Here is a 16,608-nt window from a genome sequence, read left to right on the forward strand (position 1 = left end):
CAATAAAGGCGATTGAAGGCGCTTCCAATAAGCCCACACAAAAGAAACAGGCAAATCATATTACCTTCTGACATGGAGAATAAACGCACCGTTGAGAGTATCACTAATCAGAATTAAAATATGCGATCTTTCTTAACCGCATAACTCTGACGATTGTGTAAATTTCAACACGTATATTTCGTATCTCAGTAAAAGCTGATTAACCTGTATGCGGCAGATATTCTATAACAATTATTTGAAAAACCATAAAATTGTAACGCTAACGGCTTACCACAACCAGCAGTCTCCGGGAATCCATATCTGTGCATATTCTTTTTCTACAAATAAAACTGCTAGCCCAACAATCCCTTTCTTTTTTTAATTCGGTGTGATGTTTTGGTCTTCTCGGTCGTTTCCATAAAGGCGGAAAAAGATTAATACCGTGCCAGTGCACTATTGATATGAAGTAACATTCGATCCCCTTACAGAGGAAACTGTCAGAGACAAATCTTTGTCTCCACATTTCGAATTGTCGGATTTCAAAGCGTTAGACGGGCTTTGAAAAGATGGTAATATACCGGTCAGGAAAGTAGTCTATCAACGACAACACAGAAATACCAAGGGAGTGTTTTCACACTCCCATTTTGAGAGCGAAGTATCTGACATCAGATTAAGTATCCTCAATGGAAAATGTTACGCATAGTGACATATAAATTCACTGTGCAACAACGGTAAAATACAAGGTAGTTGAATAGCGACCTGGAGGCGCCTGTATTACAATATCGTTTCTTCCGGCTATCAGGTACTGAATATTGAAATTCTGTGGAGGATTGCTGGACTGGTTGTTGATCAGAGCAACCTGATCTGTTGCAGATAGCGAAAGGGTATAGTTGGTAATATAACTTTGTGAAGGATGTGGTTTTACGGCAATTGAAACCACACTAACCGGCAACTGATAAGTAGTAGATGAATTGGTAAAATTTGCCTGGGCTGCTTTCACAATCAATTGATAAGGCTGATAAGCGGTCACCTGTAAAGCATCCACTTGTTCTGTCGTAACCCCATTCAGATATTGCGCAACAGTATTTAATGCAATATTGGCTTGTTCTCCTCCGTTCTGCATAAGTAAAGAAAACATGTAACTGTTGCTGGAGTTCATTAAAAACTGTACATTGATTGCAGGGCTTTGAGATACCAGCACATCATCGGCGTTATAAAGCTGAAATACCAGCTGAGTAGAATAAGTGCCATTGGGTACCAGAAAAGGCGCCCCTCCGCTAAACACCATATCATACTTCAATTCAAAATAGTAATAATCAGGAGTTTTCAACACAGCCGGGGATCTGCTAATCAGCGTTACTGAGGTCTTGCTAAGATTCACACCTCCCGGTCTCGCCCCAATATCAGCAGAAGCCGGTCCTCCATTGCTTCGGTTAAAGCTCAACGATATAGCTCCGGCTGGCACGGTAGCAGCACCGTTCCTGAAATCATCCAGTGCCTGGACCCGAAGTGACCAGTTCTGACAATTGGCCCCATAAGGCAGGTTAAATTGCACGCTGAGATACTGATCCGCGGTTCCGCCAGCCATTACCTGGCTATATGTCGAGAACTGAAATGGCGTTCCACTATAGCCGGCTATCGTTGGGCATTGTTGTCCGCGGAGCCCTATTGGGACAATCAGTAGTACTCCCAGCAAATATCTAATAATCGAATTCAAGCTCTGCTAATTTAACTTCATTATATAAGCCGTAATAAATAATGGCAGTTGCCATATAATGGCCTGCCGACAATGTTGCTGGCAGCAGACAGGAAATTCTCCTGAAATTTCCCGGAAGAGTGTAAAAGTCCGGATAACCAATCTGCTGAGTTTGTCCTGTTTTCATATTCAGCAATTCAAACTTCACTTTACCATCGGTACAGATAGGGCTTTTATTACGAAAAGAAATTTCCATTGTCTTGTCAGCCCTGGTGAAATCAAGCAGTTCTATCTCATTTTTCCTGGGAAAGGAAGGAGCCGTATTGTATATTTTTATACCTGCCCTTACTGCAATATCTATGGCTGCACCGGGAACACCGGATTTCTCTTTGGTAATAAGCTGGGTGAGAAAAACTATTGCCGTATGGAAGGGTCGACTGGCAGAAACGGTATCGGGGGTAGTCAGCTCTATTGTCAGTTCCCGCTGCGATGCCGGAGGAATGGCAATATAGCCCCCCGGCAAAAGTTTGATCCAACTCTGACAGGAAAGTGAAGATGCCGTGTCCGGGAATATATTCCTGCCAATGCTATCGTATAGCCAGTTGCCTACCGAAACAGCTATCTGCATTTCTTTTTCACCTGGATTGATCAGCGTGATCTTCTGACGGGAGATGGCACCTGGCCCCTGTTCAAAATATACTTTTAATGGATAACAGGAAAATCCTTGCTGTGCGTGTACTTCAAAGCACAACAGACTCATTAGCCAGGATAAAATTGCTATTTGAAATCGCATGCGCTATCTGAATCAGGAGCCTGCCGGCCGGCAGGCTCCAATGAATTATTTGATTTAAGAACCTGCAATAGTATAGGTTAACACGGTGGTATAAGTGCCGCTGGCTTTGCCTACATAATCGTTTCCACCGGAAGCGGTATACTTGATATCGTAAGTATCCTGGACGGCCGGAACATTCCGTTTAATGATGACCTGGTCTGTAGCAGAGAGGTTCTTTCCCACCGTAGCTGACGCATCTATATCTGATGGAAGAGTACCAGTAGCTTCAACCTTGATGGTGTTGACCGGAATCGTGCTGCTCGCAGGCCCGGTAAGCTGACCACTGGCTGCTTTTACAGAAACCTGATATTTTCGGTTAGAGCTTACTTTCAGATGGGCAGGCTTGGTAACGCTGACCCCATCTCTATAGTTGGCAGCGGTGGTGAAATTGAGGTTCACATTTGCGTCCGCTATCTCAATGTTTACTACATCAGCTAAAATAACATTGAGATTAGTAGTGGCTGTGGCATTCTGCGCCTCAATTGTTGACAAGAAGGCCATAGAGGCCAGAATGGTAAAAAAACATTTAAGTAAAATGCTGTTTTTTTTCATAGATTTGGATTTATATATTTGGTTCATATAATAAATATTATCCTGTTTCTCCTACTCAGAATCGCCTTACTTCGACTGTTTTTTTCTGCACAAGTATCTTAAATTCCACGTCATTGGCTACAGCAACATCGGCATGCAATAACTGATTGTTATTGGTGACAACATATCCGGTTTCACTGTTTATTTTACCGATGCTAACATTATAATCTCCAGCGGGAACAAACAGTTTAAATCTGCCCCTTGCGTCACAGGGTGCTGTATAGCGCTCTCCCTGGCTACCAGAGACGGCTACCAAAACAGTTTCCAGGGCCAGTCGATCATCCTTGCTATAGGCATCATATGCTACTGTCAACCTGCCAGAAATAATAGCCACCTGGCGAAGCCCGATCCGTAATAAACTGTCACCATGTAGTTGGAAGTTTACGGGGGATGATGTCCAATTGTCTATACCGGAACTAATCACGTTGTACTCACCTGACGGCAGATGGCGGTACACTGCTTTCCCATTTTTATCGGTAATCAGGCATCTGTCGCCTATATGAAGCAGCACGCCCCCGGCAATACTATCAGGTGCATCAAACCGGCTATTATTATTAATATCCTTGTATACCTGTACCTTCAACCTTTTCCCACCATGCTTGATAGCAGGCGATGCGAACTTTAAACGCAAGCCCAGTTGCAAATTCAGATAGTTGGATCCTGTTCCCCGTGCTATCTGGTAATTACCTGACGCAAAGCAGCTGCTGATCGCGTTAAGATTTGTAGTTAACTGCATACTGATGTTGTGGTAACCTACCCAGTGACTAGTCTGCTGCATCCATTGATATCCGAGGCTGGCCTCCGTGCCCAGAGCTGCAATGGGCTGTATAAGCTGCAACGCTATAATTGAAGAAGAGAAATCAGTCACACCTGCCTGCCTGGCATAGGATCTTTCATAAAGTGAAAATGCGCCCTTCTGCATAGTGGTACTGAAGTATAGCCGCCAGTAGTTTAGCGTGAATATATGCCTGATACCAACTGCCTTCTCGCCCAGGCTGGTTTCTGTTTGTGAAAACAGAAGGAAGCGACCTGCAGGATGCCGGTAGCTTAGCTGCCAGAGCATTCTGATATCTGTCAGTTGTTGCTGCGCAAACATGGTATTATGTTCGGCGTAAAGAGAAGGTGATAACGTCACGTTAAAAGATTTCCCCAGGGCACTGCTCCATCCCAATTCTATTTTCCGGCTGCCAAAAATAAAATGAACCGAAGGGCTGTTAATTGCAGTCTTACTGTAACGCATCCATAACAACTGCCGGCTGGACAGGCTGTACTGCACCCTGTCCTCCATTAGCAGCGCACCTTTTTGAAAGCCTGCATATGAAGGGCTGGAAAAAGAATTGTCCATAGTAATCTCCCATTTGCCCAGTATCCCTTTGTACAGAATACTGGAAGCCAGTCCCCAGTTCTTTCTCCGTTGCCCGGCTTCCATACTAAGCGATAAGCTCCCACTCAGAGAATGATGTGGGTGGGTATAAAACATCCGGGAGCAAGACGCAATAAAGCTGGAGAGCCTCTCTTGCTCTCCCACCTGATAAATGGCCTGCAGTGTTCCTTTCTTACTCTTGTAGCCGACCCATAGATTGCTGCTATAGCCAGCTGCCGAACAGATGGTAAAGAGACGAGCCGCGTTATAAACAGCGCGGGTAAAGCCCACCTCCATAGCGTTTGCTGCAAAATGTCTTTCCACGAGCAAACCTGCTCCCTGTACATCCAGGTCAAAAAAGCGACTAATACGTCCAATGGTCATCACCGTATTCCGACGCCTCAGGGAAAAAAAACTGTTACGCAGCAGAAGTTTATCCTCTGTATTGCCAGGAAAATAATGTGCATCCAGCTGATAGCGCAGATGGGTATGTTTATATGTAAGGAAATTCCCCGTCGACAGAAGAGAATAAAAGGGCTGGGAGCTTCCAATATTGTTAACGCTCAACATAAATTCATTATCCTTTTTACCTTCGGTCCCATGCAAGAAACTGACCTTACTGGAAGCATTATAAACCACCAGGGACGTGCTGGCAAAATAGTCTCCGTTGTCATAATAACCAGTCACCTGTATGTAACCGACAGCATCTCGTTTGGTATGTTTGATATGCCTCACAAAATTAAGAGTCGTGTCACGCCATGCCCCAAGGCTGATCTGCATATAAGATGGCGGCATTTGAAGATAATCAGGATATTTTGCCAGCAGCCGTATAACCTGCCTCGCATTTCCTTTATTCGTTACTCTCACCTGATATCGTATGGAATCATCCTTCTCTGTAAGTACCAGTTCAGATTGCCCCAGGGTCAGATAGGCTGCTTTCGTACGCTCCACCCATAGTAGGCATTCTGCAGCACCCAGAAGTGAATCTTCCGGTGATTGAACATTGACATGAATGGAATAGGGTACGCCTGCAAGAGATTTTTTCGAAGCAGCAATGTAAAAAAGAAGGTACATACTGTCTCCACCGGAAAGTGTATAAAGTTTACGGCTCTGGCCTACGAGAGTTAAAACACTGTCGGCGACTGTAGTAATCTTAAATGTTTTTGTATGGCTACAAGTATTTTTTATCAATGCTTTCAAGGTAATCAGCGTATTTCCAGTAGTATGCACCGTGTCTGGAATAACAACTGTTATACAGTTGTTATTACTAGCGTAAATTTTAGGTGAAGGCATAGATAACCATACAAGAAGTAAACACATATAACGCACAAAAAAATCGTGGGAAAAAAATACAGTAGAAAAAAGGTACGGGATGTTTAGTGCCAAGCAATCTATCTTATTCCAAACAGGCGCAAAAATATGCTAAACGAAAACGCAATGTTGTTATCAAGAGGTTAACTATAATTATTATATTCTTGTGTGATGCTTTCACCTAATCAATCGTTTTCTTAAAGGGCCATTTTGAATAATACGCAGCTTACCTGTACCAGTGGAGTAGTATTCTCATTACCCGGATAGCAGGAAAGATTAACAAGCGCTCTGTGAACAGGCAGGTATGCTGCGTTTCAGTAAGAATCAGCATCTTGTTATTTACACCTAAGGACTATCTCTGCCATCATGGAACCGGCACTACACCTTCCGTGGCGCTCAATGGTTACAAGGGAACTGTGCACGATTGGGTTATAAGAAGATAATATTTTTAGTTGTATCTGAGTTAGAGAAGCAAAGGCACTTGACGACATGACCAGATGGTTAATGTTTCGATAACCCGGTACTTGTAATATATTACCCGCAAAGTTATTCATCTGTGCGAATGTGATGGGGATAACGGATTTATGGGTTTTTTCAAAACTTTCATACAGCCTGCGATGATAATTTTGTGCAACACTGTCCATATTTATGAGCACAAATCTATCCGCCAGGCACATCATAATGTTAGTGTGATATATCGGATAATTGCGTTGATCAAATGCCTCAAAGATAATACCTTCATATCCCAGTTGTTTGCAGAACAGTTGAAAAATGCCGCTATTGGTACGGGGAGACAAACAGGCATAGGCAATTTTATTTATCCGATCTAAAACCATACTGCCATTCCCTTCCAGATACAATCCACTTTCTTCAAAAAATGTATAGTCAACAATCTCTTCTATCTGAAAGTGACTCCCGATCAAATCTATGACCGCAGGTTTACGCACCTCCCTGATATTGGGAGCATACATCGGGTAAAGAACTACCCGCCCGCCTTCATGAGTACTAATCCAGTTGTTGGGAAAAATACTATCGGGTGTATGAGGCTCGATACTGTCAGGAACGATTAACAACTGGATACCATGCCGGGTGAGGTTATCAGTAAAGCGCTCAAATTCTTTCAGTGCACTCATGTGTACATTTCTTTGCTGTACAAATCGCTGAAAATCGCTATTGAAATCTGTTTGGTTATTGAATTCAAACCTGGCAGGCTGTATCATCAGAATAGTCATATCAAAAAAAGATAATTTAAGATAGCGCATGTAATACACGTAAGTATATTTCCACATTGGTACAGATCCGGGATTGGCATAATATTCTGTACTAAGTAAAATCACGATGCCCCAATTTTCTGGGGCACCGCTTGAACCGTAAGGTCAACAAGCATGGTACACTTGCTGATCGATAACCATTAGGATATGGACATTTTTAGGATATGGACATTTCAACGTTTTTCTCTGATACAGCTCGACCAGCAAAGATCATATAGTTAGTAAGGAAAGCTACCTATATAGGTGCCACACACCAATTGAACAATGATAATAGCAATATCTTACTCCAGAGTCTCTACTTCGATAAGTGCATATCAATTGAATCCGATTAAAAGAAACGACTGAGATTCGGAAAGCATCACAGGGGACTAAAAAAAAAGCAAGAAGAAATGACAACATAAAGCGTCTTTTTTGCAGACGCGTGCGTAATTTATCCAACGCCCTGGCTTTCTGATTACGGACATTGTTAGATGTAAGCCCCAACTGCTCAGCGATTTCATGAGTTTGAAGTCCTTGAATAAAGATCATTTTCAGTATTTGCGCCTGAGAGGGGGAAAGCCTGAGTATTTCCAGGTAAATGCGGTAGAAAAGATCATCCTTTATAATCCTGGATTCAAGAATATCCTCAATAGTTTCTTCCTTACCTTCCAGGCTCTTCCGTTGCGAGGATCGTACTTGCAGATGTTTGAGATAATCATAACACCTGTTTCTGGCAACAGTAAAAACAAAGGCACTGGCTTCTTTCAGACTTGCCTGTTTAAAACGCTGTCGCTGCCTCCAGAAGATAGTTATGGCATCCTGGGCTATATCTTCAGCCTCACCCTGATCTTTAAGGATATCCAGACAATAATATTTCAGACGTGGATAAAATGAGTGAAAAAAAACCTCTATAGCCAGCTCATTACTCTCCGCTATCCTTGCCAGTAAATCCGGGTGATCGATATGTATTTTATTGTCTCCCAAACACTTAAATTTGCACCCACTCGAGATTTGTATAAAAAAGCAATCCGATTTATGTATGATAGAATGTTGGCAATACACTAATCAATCTATAAACGCCCTGTTTTCTATATCCCTCTCTCCGGGCAATAAAATTGTTAGTAAACTTCCGCTGACTAAATGCAGCAATAACTCTCATGCAATGAAAATAAATGGTATTAATTCATAGCGCTGCTACGGACATTTTATGCTTACATGTCATAGAGTAATACCGGATACTATAGGCAAATTGAGCAACAAGTATGGACTTTCTCTTTCAAGCATTTTATTGGGAAAATGATTCGATCGCTGGTGATATTTAAAATATTAAAGAGGAAACCCGGATCACTACCGGTGATCTAAGTCCAGGTACAATTTCTTTTCTCAATAAAAAATACACTTATATTGAAGATGCCAGACCAGTTGTCCCTTCCCAGCCCCTATTAGTTTGATGAAATGGGGTAGCCTTGCCCGTAAACTATATGTGGCAGTTAAATATTTAGTAACAGTCGAAAAAAAGGCTTCTGTTGGTAAAGCCACTAAACAACATGGCGCCAAAAGTTGATACCACAAAAGTATTAGCCCCGGCAAGGTGAAGTGCAATGACTTACCTGTCATTTATTACTACCTATAAAGGTAGCGCCAGTAGAAAACGCTTCTCTGTTAAATTAAGTTTCTTTTAAATACGTCGCCTTTTTAAATAATAACATTTGCATCAAATGTAAGGTGTGTGGACAACCGGGAAATATATTTATTCCTTGGGTTAAGTCATTCATAAGGGATTCGGTTTTAAGGTTTAGATAATTATTATTTATGACATAGATTTTTGGGAATTTTTCGACAGAAAATAGCGTAATAATTAAGAATCTGTGCAATATCAGGAAAGGTAAAATCCCGCAAAAAATATTCGAATGCAAGCATCGTATTGCATCTTATAGACGACAATGTCTCTTTTTTGTTACGAAGGAATTTCATTTGAATTGATGATAATGCAATGCTGTTTTCGCTTCACATTGACCCTAAAATATTCATGTACCGGGCGAACACACTATAGGAATGGTACACCGGTACATCAAAGATTTAAGTGTCTTTTCCCTCCTACTGCAGTGATGGCTATCACCAGGTAAGTTAATAGGCCACCCCCCACCGGCGTTCCGGGCCCTCACAAAATTGCATGAGAACCCTTTCCCAGACGCCGGTACCGGTAAGCCTTCTATGAGCCGATCCTGGCTCATTAATAAAACGACTGAGGGGGGCAAAACATCACACCGGATTAAAATAAATCAGGGAAAATATTGCACTGATCAAAAAATCTAATGGGCCTTTCCGGACACCCCCATTTAAGTTTCCCCATTGTCCTTCCCACCGGGAGGGCGGCATCGGACCATACAACATAGTTGTCGGCAAGTATCCCTTTGGAGAATTGGCTGGCATAGGTATCATCTTACACAAGTCTGTGCTCCTTATATTATTGAAATAAAGGCGGGCTTGACCTGAACCCAAACAAACAAATTGTCAATCATCACTATGTTAATAAGAAAACAATTGAGCAAGGTAACTCATCACAGTACTAGTTGATCGACTATTTCATAGACTTGCAGGGCACCACTATTCATAATTACATAGGATTCCTTCCATCAATCATAACTCTCGAACCATCCATATTTGGGACGGCTTCTATTTTTAATAGATGTCTCATCATGGAATTGTTTTTTAATATTAATAAGACAGACATTTTTGAAATGTTCCTATGGTAGATCATTATGCTGGTCAATAAACAGGGGTATTTAACGATAGTTTAACACTTGATTTAATATTGGCGATAGGAGTATTTGATTAAACGCAGTATTTGCAGATACAAGGTTGCAAAGAATACCTTAGAGAAATAACGCTTTTTAGACAGCTATCTGGCTTGGAAATTGGAATAGCTTGAGTTGTTTTTTAAAATTAAATGAGGCCTTTATTGCTTTCACGAAGTACATAAAACGGTGGGCTATTTTCATTTGTGGCGGATAGAAGACCTCCAGTGTAGACAACCTTGTTTATCATAATAAAACAGGTTTTTAATAACTATGAATTAAATCATTGCGCAATAATTGTAAAATATAAGACAGTAGAATAGGTAGCTGGCGGTGCCTGTATCACAGCCGTGTTATTACCAGCTACTTGATACTGAATATTGAAATTTTGTGCAGGATTGCAGGACTGATTACTAACCAGCGCAACCTGATCTGATGCAGACAATGAAAAAGGATAGCTGGTAATATAACTTTGTGAAGGATGCGGCCTTATGGACAGGGATACCACTCCTACTGGTAACATCTAAGTTATAGATGTATTGGCAAAATTTGCCTGCACTGCTTTCACAATCAGTTGATAAGATTGATAAGCTGTCACCTGTAGAGCGTCCACCTGTTCCATCAGAACCCCGTTTAGGTACTGTCCAACGGTATTGAGGGCAATATTGGCCTGTTCGCCGCCGTTCTGTATATTCAAAAAAAAATATAATTGTTACTGGAATTCATTAGAAATTGTACATTGATGGCAGTACTTTGGGTTGGGCACTGCTGGCCCCACAATCTTATCGGCGTTGTTAGTAACAACAATATAAGTAGATCTCTAATAATCAAATTCAAATATACTCTCATTGAGCAGGATATATCATATTGGCACCTCAAATATAAAGCCATAGCGGGCAACAGAGAGTTGCACAACCTTATTAGAAAAGGTGCATGATATTCTTTTTTTACTTTTTTCAAACTAAGGTGACGACTATTAGTTTGCATTGACGCTGCTAAGCCGAAGTGTAACTAGATTTTTCGCCCGAATTGCATGCCTGGAAAGCATCAGGATCAGTACACCCATGTATATAATTACATTGTTTCCCATAAAAAGTTAAAAAGTTTCCCCAGCAACATTATCAACAAAGCGTTTTAGATAGCGTACAAAATAGGGGGTTAAAAACAAATTCGCGTTATTTAAAAGAGCAAACAAACTATAAAATTAATCCACAGCTTAAATGCCAGCATCTGCTTCTTCCAGATAAGGGCTAACACCGGTAATAATATGAATTCAACCCCCTATAGTATTTTTAAATGTCAGTTAACAAGAGATTGACTGGAGATTGACATCAAAAAAAATTTTAACTTTATGTAACGCGCACTGTCTTCACAGAAATTTTTTCTATTAAAAAACTCAACTTAAGAGATCAGGTTGTAATCAATACAATTTAATATATTTACCTGATCAGGAATTTAAACAAGACCCCATATCTTTCTGTAAACGCCTCTTTACAGATCGTTACTGTCCAGGACTACTCTATACTAAATCTTGACCTTTATTCTTAATAACATAGCATTTATGTTGAAAACCATGTACCGATGACTACACTATTACAGACCTCCAAAATAAACGGGGCACATCAACAATTGGTCATCCTGCTGTTAACAGGGGACATGATGACGCTGCGAAGATTCCGACAGCTATTAACCCCCATTTACACATTACTTATTGCGGGAACATTGGCTGACGGTATTGAACTGGGCCACGGTTGGCTACCGGACCTGGTGCTTTGTGATTCCGTCATGAACGATATCAGCGGTTGCCAATTCCTCATCACGCTGAGGCTAGATCCGGTGTTGAGGGACACACCGTTCATCCTTTTCAGCCGCCCTAACATGCCAGCCAATATGCGGAAGGGCATGAACCTAGGCGCAGACGATTACCTGGTAGCACCTTTCAGTGGGGAGGAATTGCTGAAATGCATACAATCCCGCCTGAACCGGTTTTACCATATCAAGGATACTCCTGTGCGTCGTAAAGAGCTACACCCGGAAAATGTTCATGTGGAGACAACGCCCAGTTTGAATATCCTTGAACGACTGAGTAAAACTGAAGCCACCATATTGAACATGATCTCAAAAGGCATGTGCAGCCGCCATATTGCCGCTTGTAAATGCATCAGTGTAAGAACAGTAGATAACCATCGGCACCACATCACCCAAAAGTTACAGCTTTCCGGCCCCAATGCGCTGACAAAATTCGCAATGAGCTATGCCAGCGCTATCACATCTCATTACCTGGTCAACCCTTAAAAAGTCATTTTAGCTTTTGCGGGAGAAGCATTCAGACACAGCAAAAGAGTGTGAAGCAACTAATCCACTGCCTGCAAAGAGCCTAACCATCCGTTTTCAGAAGGTCATCGTTCTTTTGAAGTCAAAAGCAATCGCACTAAGCATTACACTAATATCACCGCCAACCGTACTCTTACAAAGATGGTGGTTTAGATAATAATCTGTTACGAGAAACATACATTTATGTGACTACTCCATAATCCCGGACTGCCATGGCACTTCACTGCCTTCATATCATCTGAACAAATTTAAATTATCAGCCAGCACTCCAGTACGGTCAAAAAAATCTTTTGAATACGCAAACGCAGCATCTGATAAGTTGCGGTACTCCGTCTCACTCATATCAATACACTGTTGAAGCGTTTTTCGGATCTTCTCTTGCTTATCAAGCGGCAATACCCAACCAGCTTTATACTCTTCAAGATCCTGCCAGGGAGTCCGATCAGATATTAGCGTTGGACAACCCATTGAAAGCGCTTCATAAATAATATGACCGAAATTCTCCGTAGTAGTCATAAAATAGAGGAAATGATATTTTTTAAGTACGTCATAAACATCTTCGTTCTTTACAGTTCCTTTGTAGGCGATAGCAATCCGCTTATTTTTAATTTTTTTTATTTCTTCTTTACATTTCTCCCAATAGGTAAGATCCTCTATAGGTCCATAGATATCAAATTCTATCTGCCCCTCCAAATCTTTCAACAGGCTTATTGAGTGATGAATATTTTTAACTGGTACAATTCTCGACACGGAAACAAATTTTACATTCCCTATGAACTTATTTCTTTGGGGAGAAGTATCTATTGATAGTTTTCTGGGTAAATCTGAGGCTATCCTGACATTTCTATTATTGCCCAATACAATTGTAATGTCCTTCTTCTCAAACTCGGAAGACGCCTGAAACAACACATCTTTGTATAACCCGGCCATCTTTGCTATACTTAAGAATAATATCTTTTTAAATCTTCTAAGTTTTAAAGCATGAGGAGAAAGCTCCCCTCTTGTAGCCAGGATAACAGGTACTGTAATCAATCTCAATCTTTTTAGCAGTAAGACCTTGATAGTAGACTGAAAATCAAAAAGGCCATTCAGGTAGATATAATCACATTTACTTTCTGATATTATTTCTCTTAGCTTACGCAATTTCCATACTGATATATAAAATATCACATGTCCATTGAGGTTATTCCAGGCATCTGTTAAGATGTTTTTGTATTTTTCTGTTTCACCGAGGTCATGGTCGGAAGTGACGATTTTAAAACTATACTGTCCTTTTAGTTGATCAACTACATTTTCAATAGTTCTAAGTGGCCCGCCACATTTAAATCCCGGCAAATAGAATCTACAAAATACTAATACTGTTTTCATTCTTTTCTGATTTATCAGATGCTACAATATAAAATATTTACTTATGATCGTCAGAAGCTGTTCATGCTACAATATTGATGCTCTTTAAATCACCAGCCGATACTTTGTTACGGCATACATATAGCACACTATAAGATTATTTTCTATTATTCCACTGTTTTCTAATAACATCTACAACCAAATTCAATTCTTCTTCTTTAAGATTAGAGCCGCTGGGCAGGCATAAGCCATTTGCAAACAATTTTTCTGAAATCCCATTCAAGAATGCAGGCGCTCCGGAAAATACCGGTTGCAGGTGCATAGGTTTCCATAAAGGTCTGGATTCTATTTTTTCTTTGGCTAAAGCAACACGTATACTTTCCCTCGTAATGCCCTTGCTTTTCGCGGGCATGATCAATATTGTCGTGAGCCATCTGTTGCTATAACTTTCCGCTAGTTCTTGCAAAAAGGAAACACCAGGAAGATCGCTCAGTCGTTCATAATAATACTTAAAATTGGCTCTGCGTTGCCTAATACGGTCACCCAACACCTGCATTTGCCCACGCCCTATACCTGCACAGATATTACTCATCCTGTAGTTATAACCAATATGGCTATGTTGATAATGTGGCGCCGGATCACGAGCCTGTGTTGCCAGGAACCTTGCCTTGTTTATTGTTTTAAAATCATTACCCACAAGAGCGCCTCCCCCACTTGTAGTAATAATTTTATTCCCATTAAAACTGAGTACCCCCAGCGTACCCCAAGCCCCACAGGATTTCCCCTTGTATGTGGAACCCAGGGCCTCTGCTGCATCCTCAATAACAGGTATTTCATATTGCGAAGCAATTGCCAATATTTCATCCATTTTTGCCGGCATGCCATACAAATGCACGGGAATAATTGCTTTGGGTTTTTTCCCACGCTTTATACCATCCTTTATTGCCAGCTCCAATAGTGCAGTATCCAGGTTCCATGTATCTTTTTCGCTATCAACAAACACAGGAACAGCACCTTGATATATGATGGGGTATGCAGAAGCAGAAAAGGTCAGGCTTTGACAGATCACTTCATCGCCTCTCTGAACATCGCATAAAATGAGAGCAAGATGCAACGCAGCCGTACCAGCAGATAGTGCCGCCACACACCTTACTTGGGTATAGTTAGCCAGATCTTGCTCAAAACCATCAACATGAGGTCCTATAGGAGCCACCCAATTGTTTGCAAAGGCTTCACTTATAAAGTCTAGTTCCTTCCCGCCCATGTGAGGAGATGATAACCATATTCTCTCATCATTCATATTTTTGTTTTTTATTAGCCTCGGTATAATGGGAAGTAATTTGTGTTCAACTTTCTTTCTCTTAAATTAATAGCTACTAATTCCTTATATTTTATATCATCCACTATTACACGCCAGACTTTATAGGTAAAATAAATATCTGAAAACCCCGATTTAAACCGATAAAGAGAGTCATCATTGCTGCCCCCAACTCCTCCTCCTAAGTGCAGGAACCGCAGTCCCATTTTTGTCCCCAGTAATCTTGCCTCATCCAGCACCAGCTTCATAGGTGTGGCCTTCATATATTGTTCCTTAGTACCTGCCAGATGGTATTGCATGATATTATTAGTAACTGTAAATACAGCTCCTGCCGTTAACTGATCTTCTTTATACGCAAGCAACAAAAAAGCAGTGAAATCTTCCGCAGACAGAAATCGGTGAAAATACTCTCTACTAAAAAAATAATGCTCAATGGCGTTTACACGCTTCATTGTTTCTATATATATGTCTGCGAAGCTATCTACTTCCGTTTTTGAGTCCATCTTCTTTACGACATATCCTCCTTTCCTTAATTGATTGATTTCAGATTTATTAGATCTTCTATACCGTTGCCGCTGAATATCCAAAGGTAACGACAGATCAATCGCCACTGTTTTATTCAAAGAAATTATTTCACCGTACTGGCTCAATAAAAGGCATTGCTCAAACACCGGATGTAACCTCGAAAAGGCGGCGACAACCTTTCTGTCATACAAAAACTCAAGAAACTGCTGCTGAAAATAACTGATCAGTACTGCAGACATATCTGCAATCGCTTTGCTTGCAACAGGACCTGGATATCCATAAACGGATGTACAATCAAAATAGACCGAACCGGCAATACTTCTTATGACAATCGGGAATGCTATAAAATCGCCTTCTTCATTTTCTGTTACAAACAATAATGGCTCACCTGTATCTTCTATTGCATTGTAAGAATTACAATGATAAAAATCATAGAACGCTGCTTTCTGTATAATTGCATTCCAATTCTTTTTGTTTGATACAGGAATTATGGTTGTTTTCATCTCAAAACATTGTTAATAATGTTGATGATATGATTGCTATTCTCTTTACTTTCCCTTATATCACAATGAATAAAAAACATCTCATATAAGATATTATTTAAACGTTTCTACTTCGAATAGTTGGCTCTCAGATCTTGCGTTATTCCAAGATCATCTACTTCATCTAAAGTTTGTCCGTGCACTACATCACTTCCCTTAAAGATCTTCGGCAAGGTGTTCCAGATAATTACCATATCCAAGGCAAAGCTAAGCCTGGTTACATATATCACGTCCAGGTTAAACCGTTCGCTGAATTTCACTTTATTCCTGCCTTTTGTTTGTGCCAGGCCTGTAATTCCTGGTTTTACTTCATGCCTTCTTCTGTGATATTCATTATAAAAAGGTAAATACTCCGGCAATAATGGTCTGGGACCAACTATACTCATATCACCTTTCAACACATTCAGTAGTTGTGGTATTTCATCCAGCGATGTTTCACGTAGAAACTTCCCGAACTTAGTCAGCCTTAGTGTATCTGACAATAACTGTCCCGATTCGTCTTTATTATCATTCATAGTTTTGAATTTGATAATAAGAAAAATCTTTTCCTTTTTTCCGGGTCGCTTTTGAAAAAAAAATACACCCCCTTTATTGATAATAAAAAGAATTAACACTATCGGAATAAAAACCGGCAATAAGATGATAAAACAAATGAGAGAGACGCAAAAATCCATCACAGGCTTAATGAGATCTTTATACACACTTTGTAGAGTTGTCATAAA

General features: G+C 40.6%; 12 protein-coding genes. 1 reads left to right on the top strand and 11 read right to left on the bottom strand.

Features of this window, described 5'->3' with window-relative positions:
• Window positions 1-694: 694 nt before the first annotated feature.
• The 7 genes from UNH61_RS17010 to UNH61_RS17040 form a co-directional block, all read right to left on the bottom strand.
• Complete coding sequence (locus tag UNH61_RS17010) at window positions 695-1,696, bottom strand: hypothetical protein (protein ID WP_326993172.1); 1,002 nt, start codon at window positions 1,694-1,696, stop codon at window positions 695-697.
• Window positions 1,680-2,435 carry a hypothetical protein gene (locus tag UNH61_RS17015; RefSeq protein ID WP_326993173.1) on the bottom strand — a complete coding sequence of 252 codons (756 nt, stop codon included), beginning with the start codon at window positions 2,433-2,435 and terminating at the stop codon, window positions 1,680-1,682. The genes UNH61_RS17010 and UNH61_RS17015 overlap by 17 nt, the downstream gene beginning before the upstream one ends.
• Window positions 2,436-2,522: 87 nt before the next feature.
• On the bottom strand, window positions 2,523-3,059 hold the full coding sequence (locus tag UNH61_RS17020; RefSeq protein ID WP_326993174.1) for a hypothetical protein: 537 nt from the start codon (window positions 3,057-3,059) through the stop codon (window positions 2,523-2,525).
• 55 nt (window positions 3,060-3,114) lie between these two features.
• Window positions 3,115-5,661, bottom strand: a complete 2,547-nt coding sequence (locus tag UNH61_RS17025) for a hypothetical protein (RefSeq protein WP_326993175.1) — start codon at window positions 5,659-5,661, stop codon at window positions 3,115-3,117.
• Window positions 5,662-6,107: 446 nt separating this feature from the next.
• Window positions 6,108-7,109 (bottom strand): arginine deiminase-related protein, encoded by a 1,002-nt coding sequence (locus UNH61_RS17030; protein WP_339070185.1) that lies wholly within the window; start codon window positions 7,107-7,109, stop codon window positions 6,108-6,110.
• Between the two features lie 165 nt (window positions 7,110-7,274).
• On the bottom strand, window positions 7,275-8,006 hold the full coding sequence (locus UNH61_RS17035) for a sigma-70 family RNA polymerase sigma factor (protein WP_326993177.1): 732 nt from the start codon (window positions 8,004-8,006) through the stop codon (window positions 7,275-7,277).
• Between the two features lie 2,337 nt (window positions 8,007-10,343).
• On the bottom strand, window positions 10,344-10,517 hold the full coding sequence (locus tag UNH61_RS17040) for a hypothetical protein (protein WP_326993178.1): 174 nt from the start codon (window positions 10,515-10,517) through the stop codon (window positions 10,344-10,346).
• A gap of 884 nt (window positions 10,518-11,401) precedes the next feature.
• Here UNH61_RS17040 and UNH61_RS17045 point away from each other — a divergent pair.
• On the top strand, window positions 11,402-12,115 hold the full coding sequence (locus tag UNH61_RS17045; protein ID WP_326993179.1) for a response regulator transcription factor: 714 nt from the start codon (window positions 11,402-11,404) through the stop codon (window positions 12,113-12,115).
• A 273-nt stretch (window positions 12,116-12,388) separates the two neighbouring features.
• On the opposite strand, the gene UNH61_RS17050 is transcribed toward UNH61_RS17045, so the two are convergent.
• From UNH61_RS17050 to UNH61_RS17065, 4 genes are all read right to left on the bottom strand, one after another.
• On the bottom strand, window positions 12,389-13,522 hold the full coding sequence (locus UNH61_RS17050; protein WP_326993180.1) for a glycosyltransferase: 1,134 nt from the start codon (window positions 13,520-13,522) through the stop codon (window positions 12,389-12,391).
• A 136-nt stretch (window positions 13,523-13,658) separates the two neighbouring features.
• Window positions 13,659-14,801 (bottom strand): DegT/DnrJ/EryC1/StrS family aminotransferase, encoded by a 1,143-nt coding sequence (locus UNH61_RS17055; RefSeq protein ID WP_326993181.1) that lies wholly within the window; start codon window positions 14,799-14,801, stop codon window positions 13,659-13,661.
• Between the two features lie 14 nt (window positions 14,802-14,815).
• Window positions 14,816-15,847 (bottom strand): GNAT family N-acetyltransferase, encoded by a 1,032-nt coding sequence (locus tag UNH61_RS17060; protein ID WP_326993182.1) that lies wholly within the window; start codon window positions 15,845-15,847, stop codon window positions 14,816-14,818.
• 107 nt (window positions 15,848-15,954) lie between these two features.
• On the bottom strand, window positions 15,955-16,605 hold the full coding sequence (locus UNH61_RS17065) for a sugar transferase (protein ID WP_326993183.1): 651 nt from the start codon (window positions 16,603-16,605) through the stop codon (window positions 15,955-15,957).
• Between the last annotated feature and the right edge of the window lie 3 nt (window positions 16,606-16,608).

It is taken from the genome of Chitinophaga sp. 180180018-3 (assembly GCF_037893185.1).
Lineage (GTDB): Bacteria > Bacteroidota > Bacteroidia > Chitinophagales > Chitinophagaceae > Chitinophaga.

What these genes read in the sequence shown, in the direction of transcription:
- UNH61_RS17015 (WP_326993173.1), bottom strand. Translation starts at nt 2,435, where the DNA reads ATGAGTCTGTTGTGCTTTGAAGTACACGCACAGCAAGGATTTTCCTGT.
- UNH61_RS17020 (WP_326993174.1), bottom strand. Translation starts at nt 3,059, where the DNA reads ATGAAAAAAAACAGCATTTTACTTAAATGTTTTTTTACCATTCTGGCC.
- UNH61_RS17045 (WP_326993179.1), top strand. Translation starts at nt 11,402, where the DNA reads ATGACTACACTATTACAGACCTCCAAAATAAACGGGGCACATCAACAA.
- UNH61_RS17050 (WP_326993180.1), bottom strand. Translation starts at nt 13,522, where the DNA reads ATGAAAACAGTATTAGTATTTTGTAGATTCTATTTGCCGGGATTTAAA.
- UNH61_RS17055 (WP_326993181.1), bottom strand. Translation starts at nt 14,801, where the DNA reads ATGAATGATGAGAGAATATGGTTATCATCTCCTCACATGGGCGGGAAG.
- UNH61_RS17060 (WP_326993182.1), bottom strand. Translation starts at nt 15,847, where the DNA reads ATGAAAACAACCATAATTCCTGTATCAAACAAAAAGAATTGGAATGCA.
- UNH61_RS17065 (WP_326993183.1), bottom strand. Translation starts at nt 16,605, where the DNA reads ATGACAACTCTACAAAGTGTGTATAAAGATCTCATTAAGCCTGTGATG.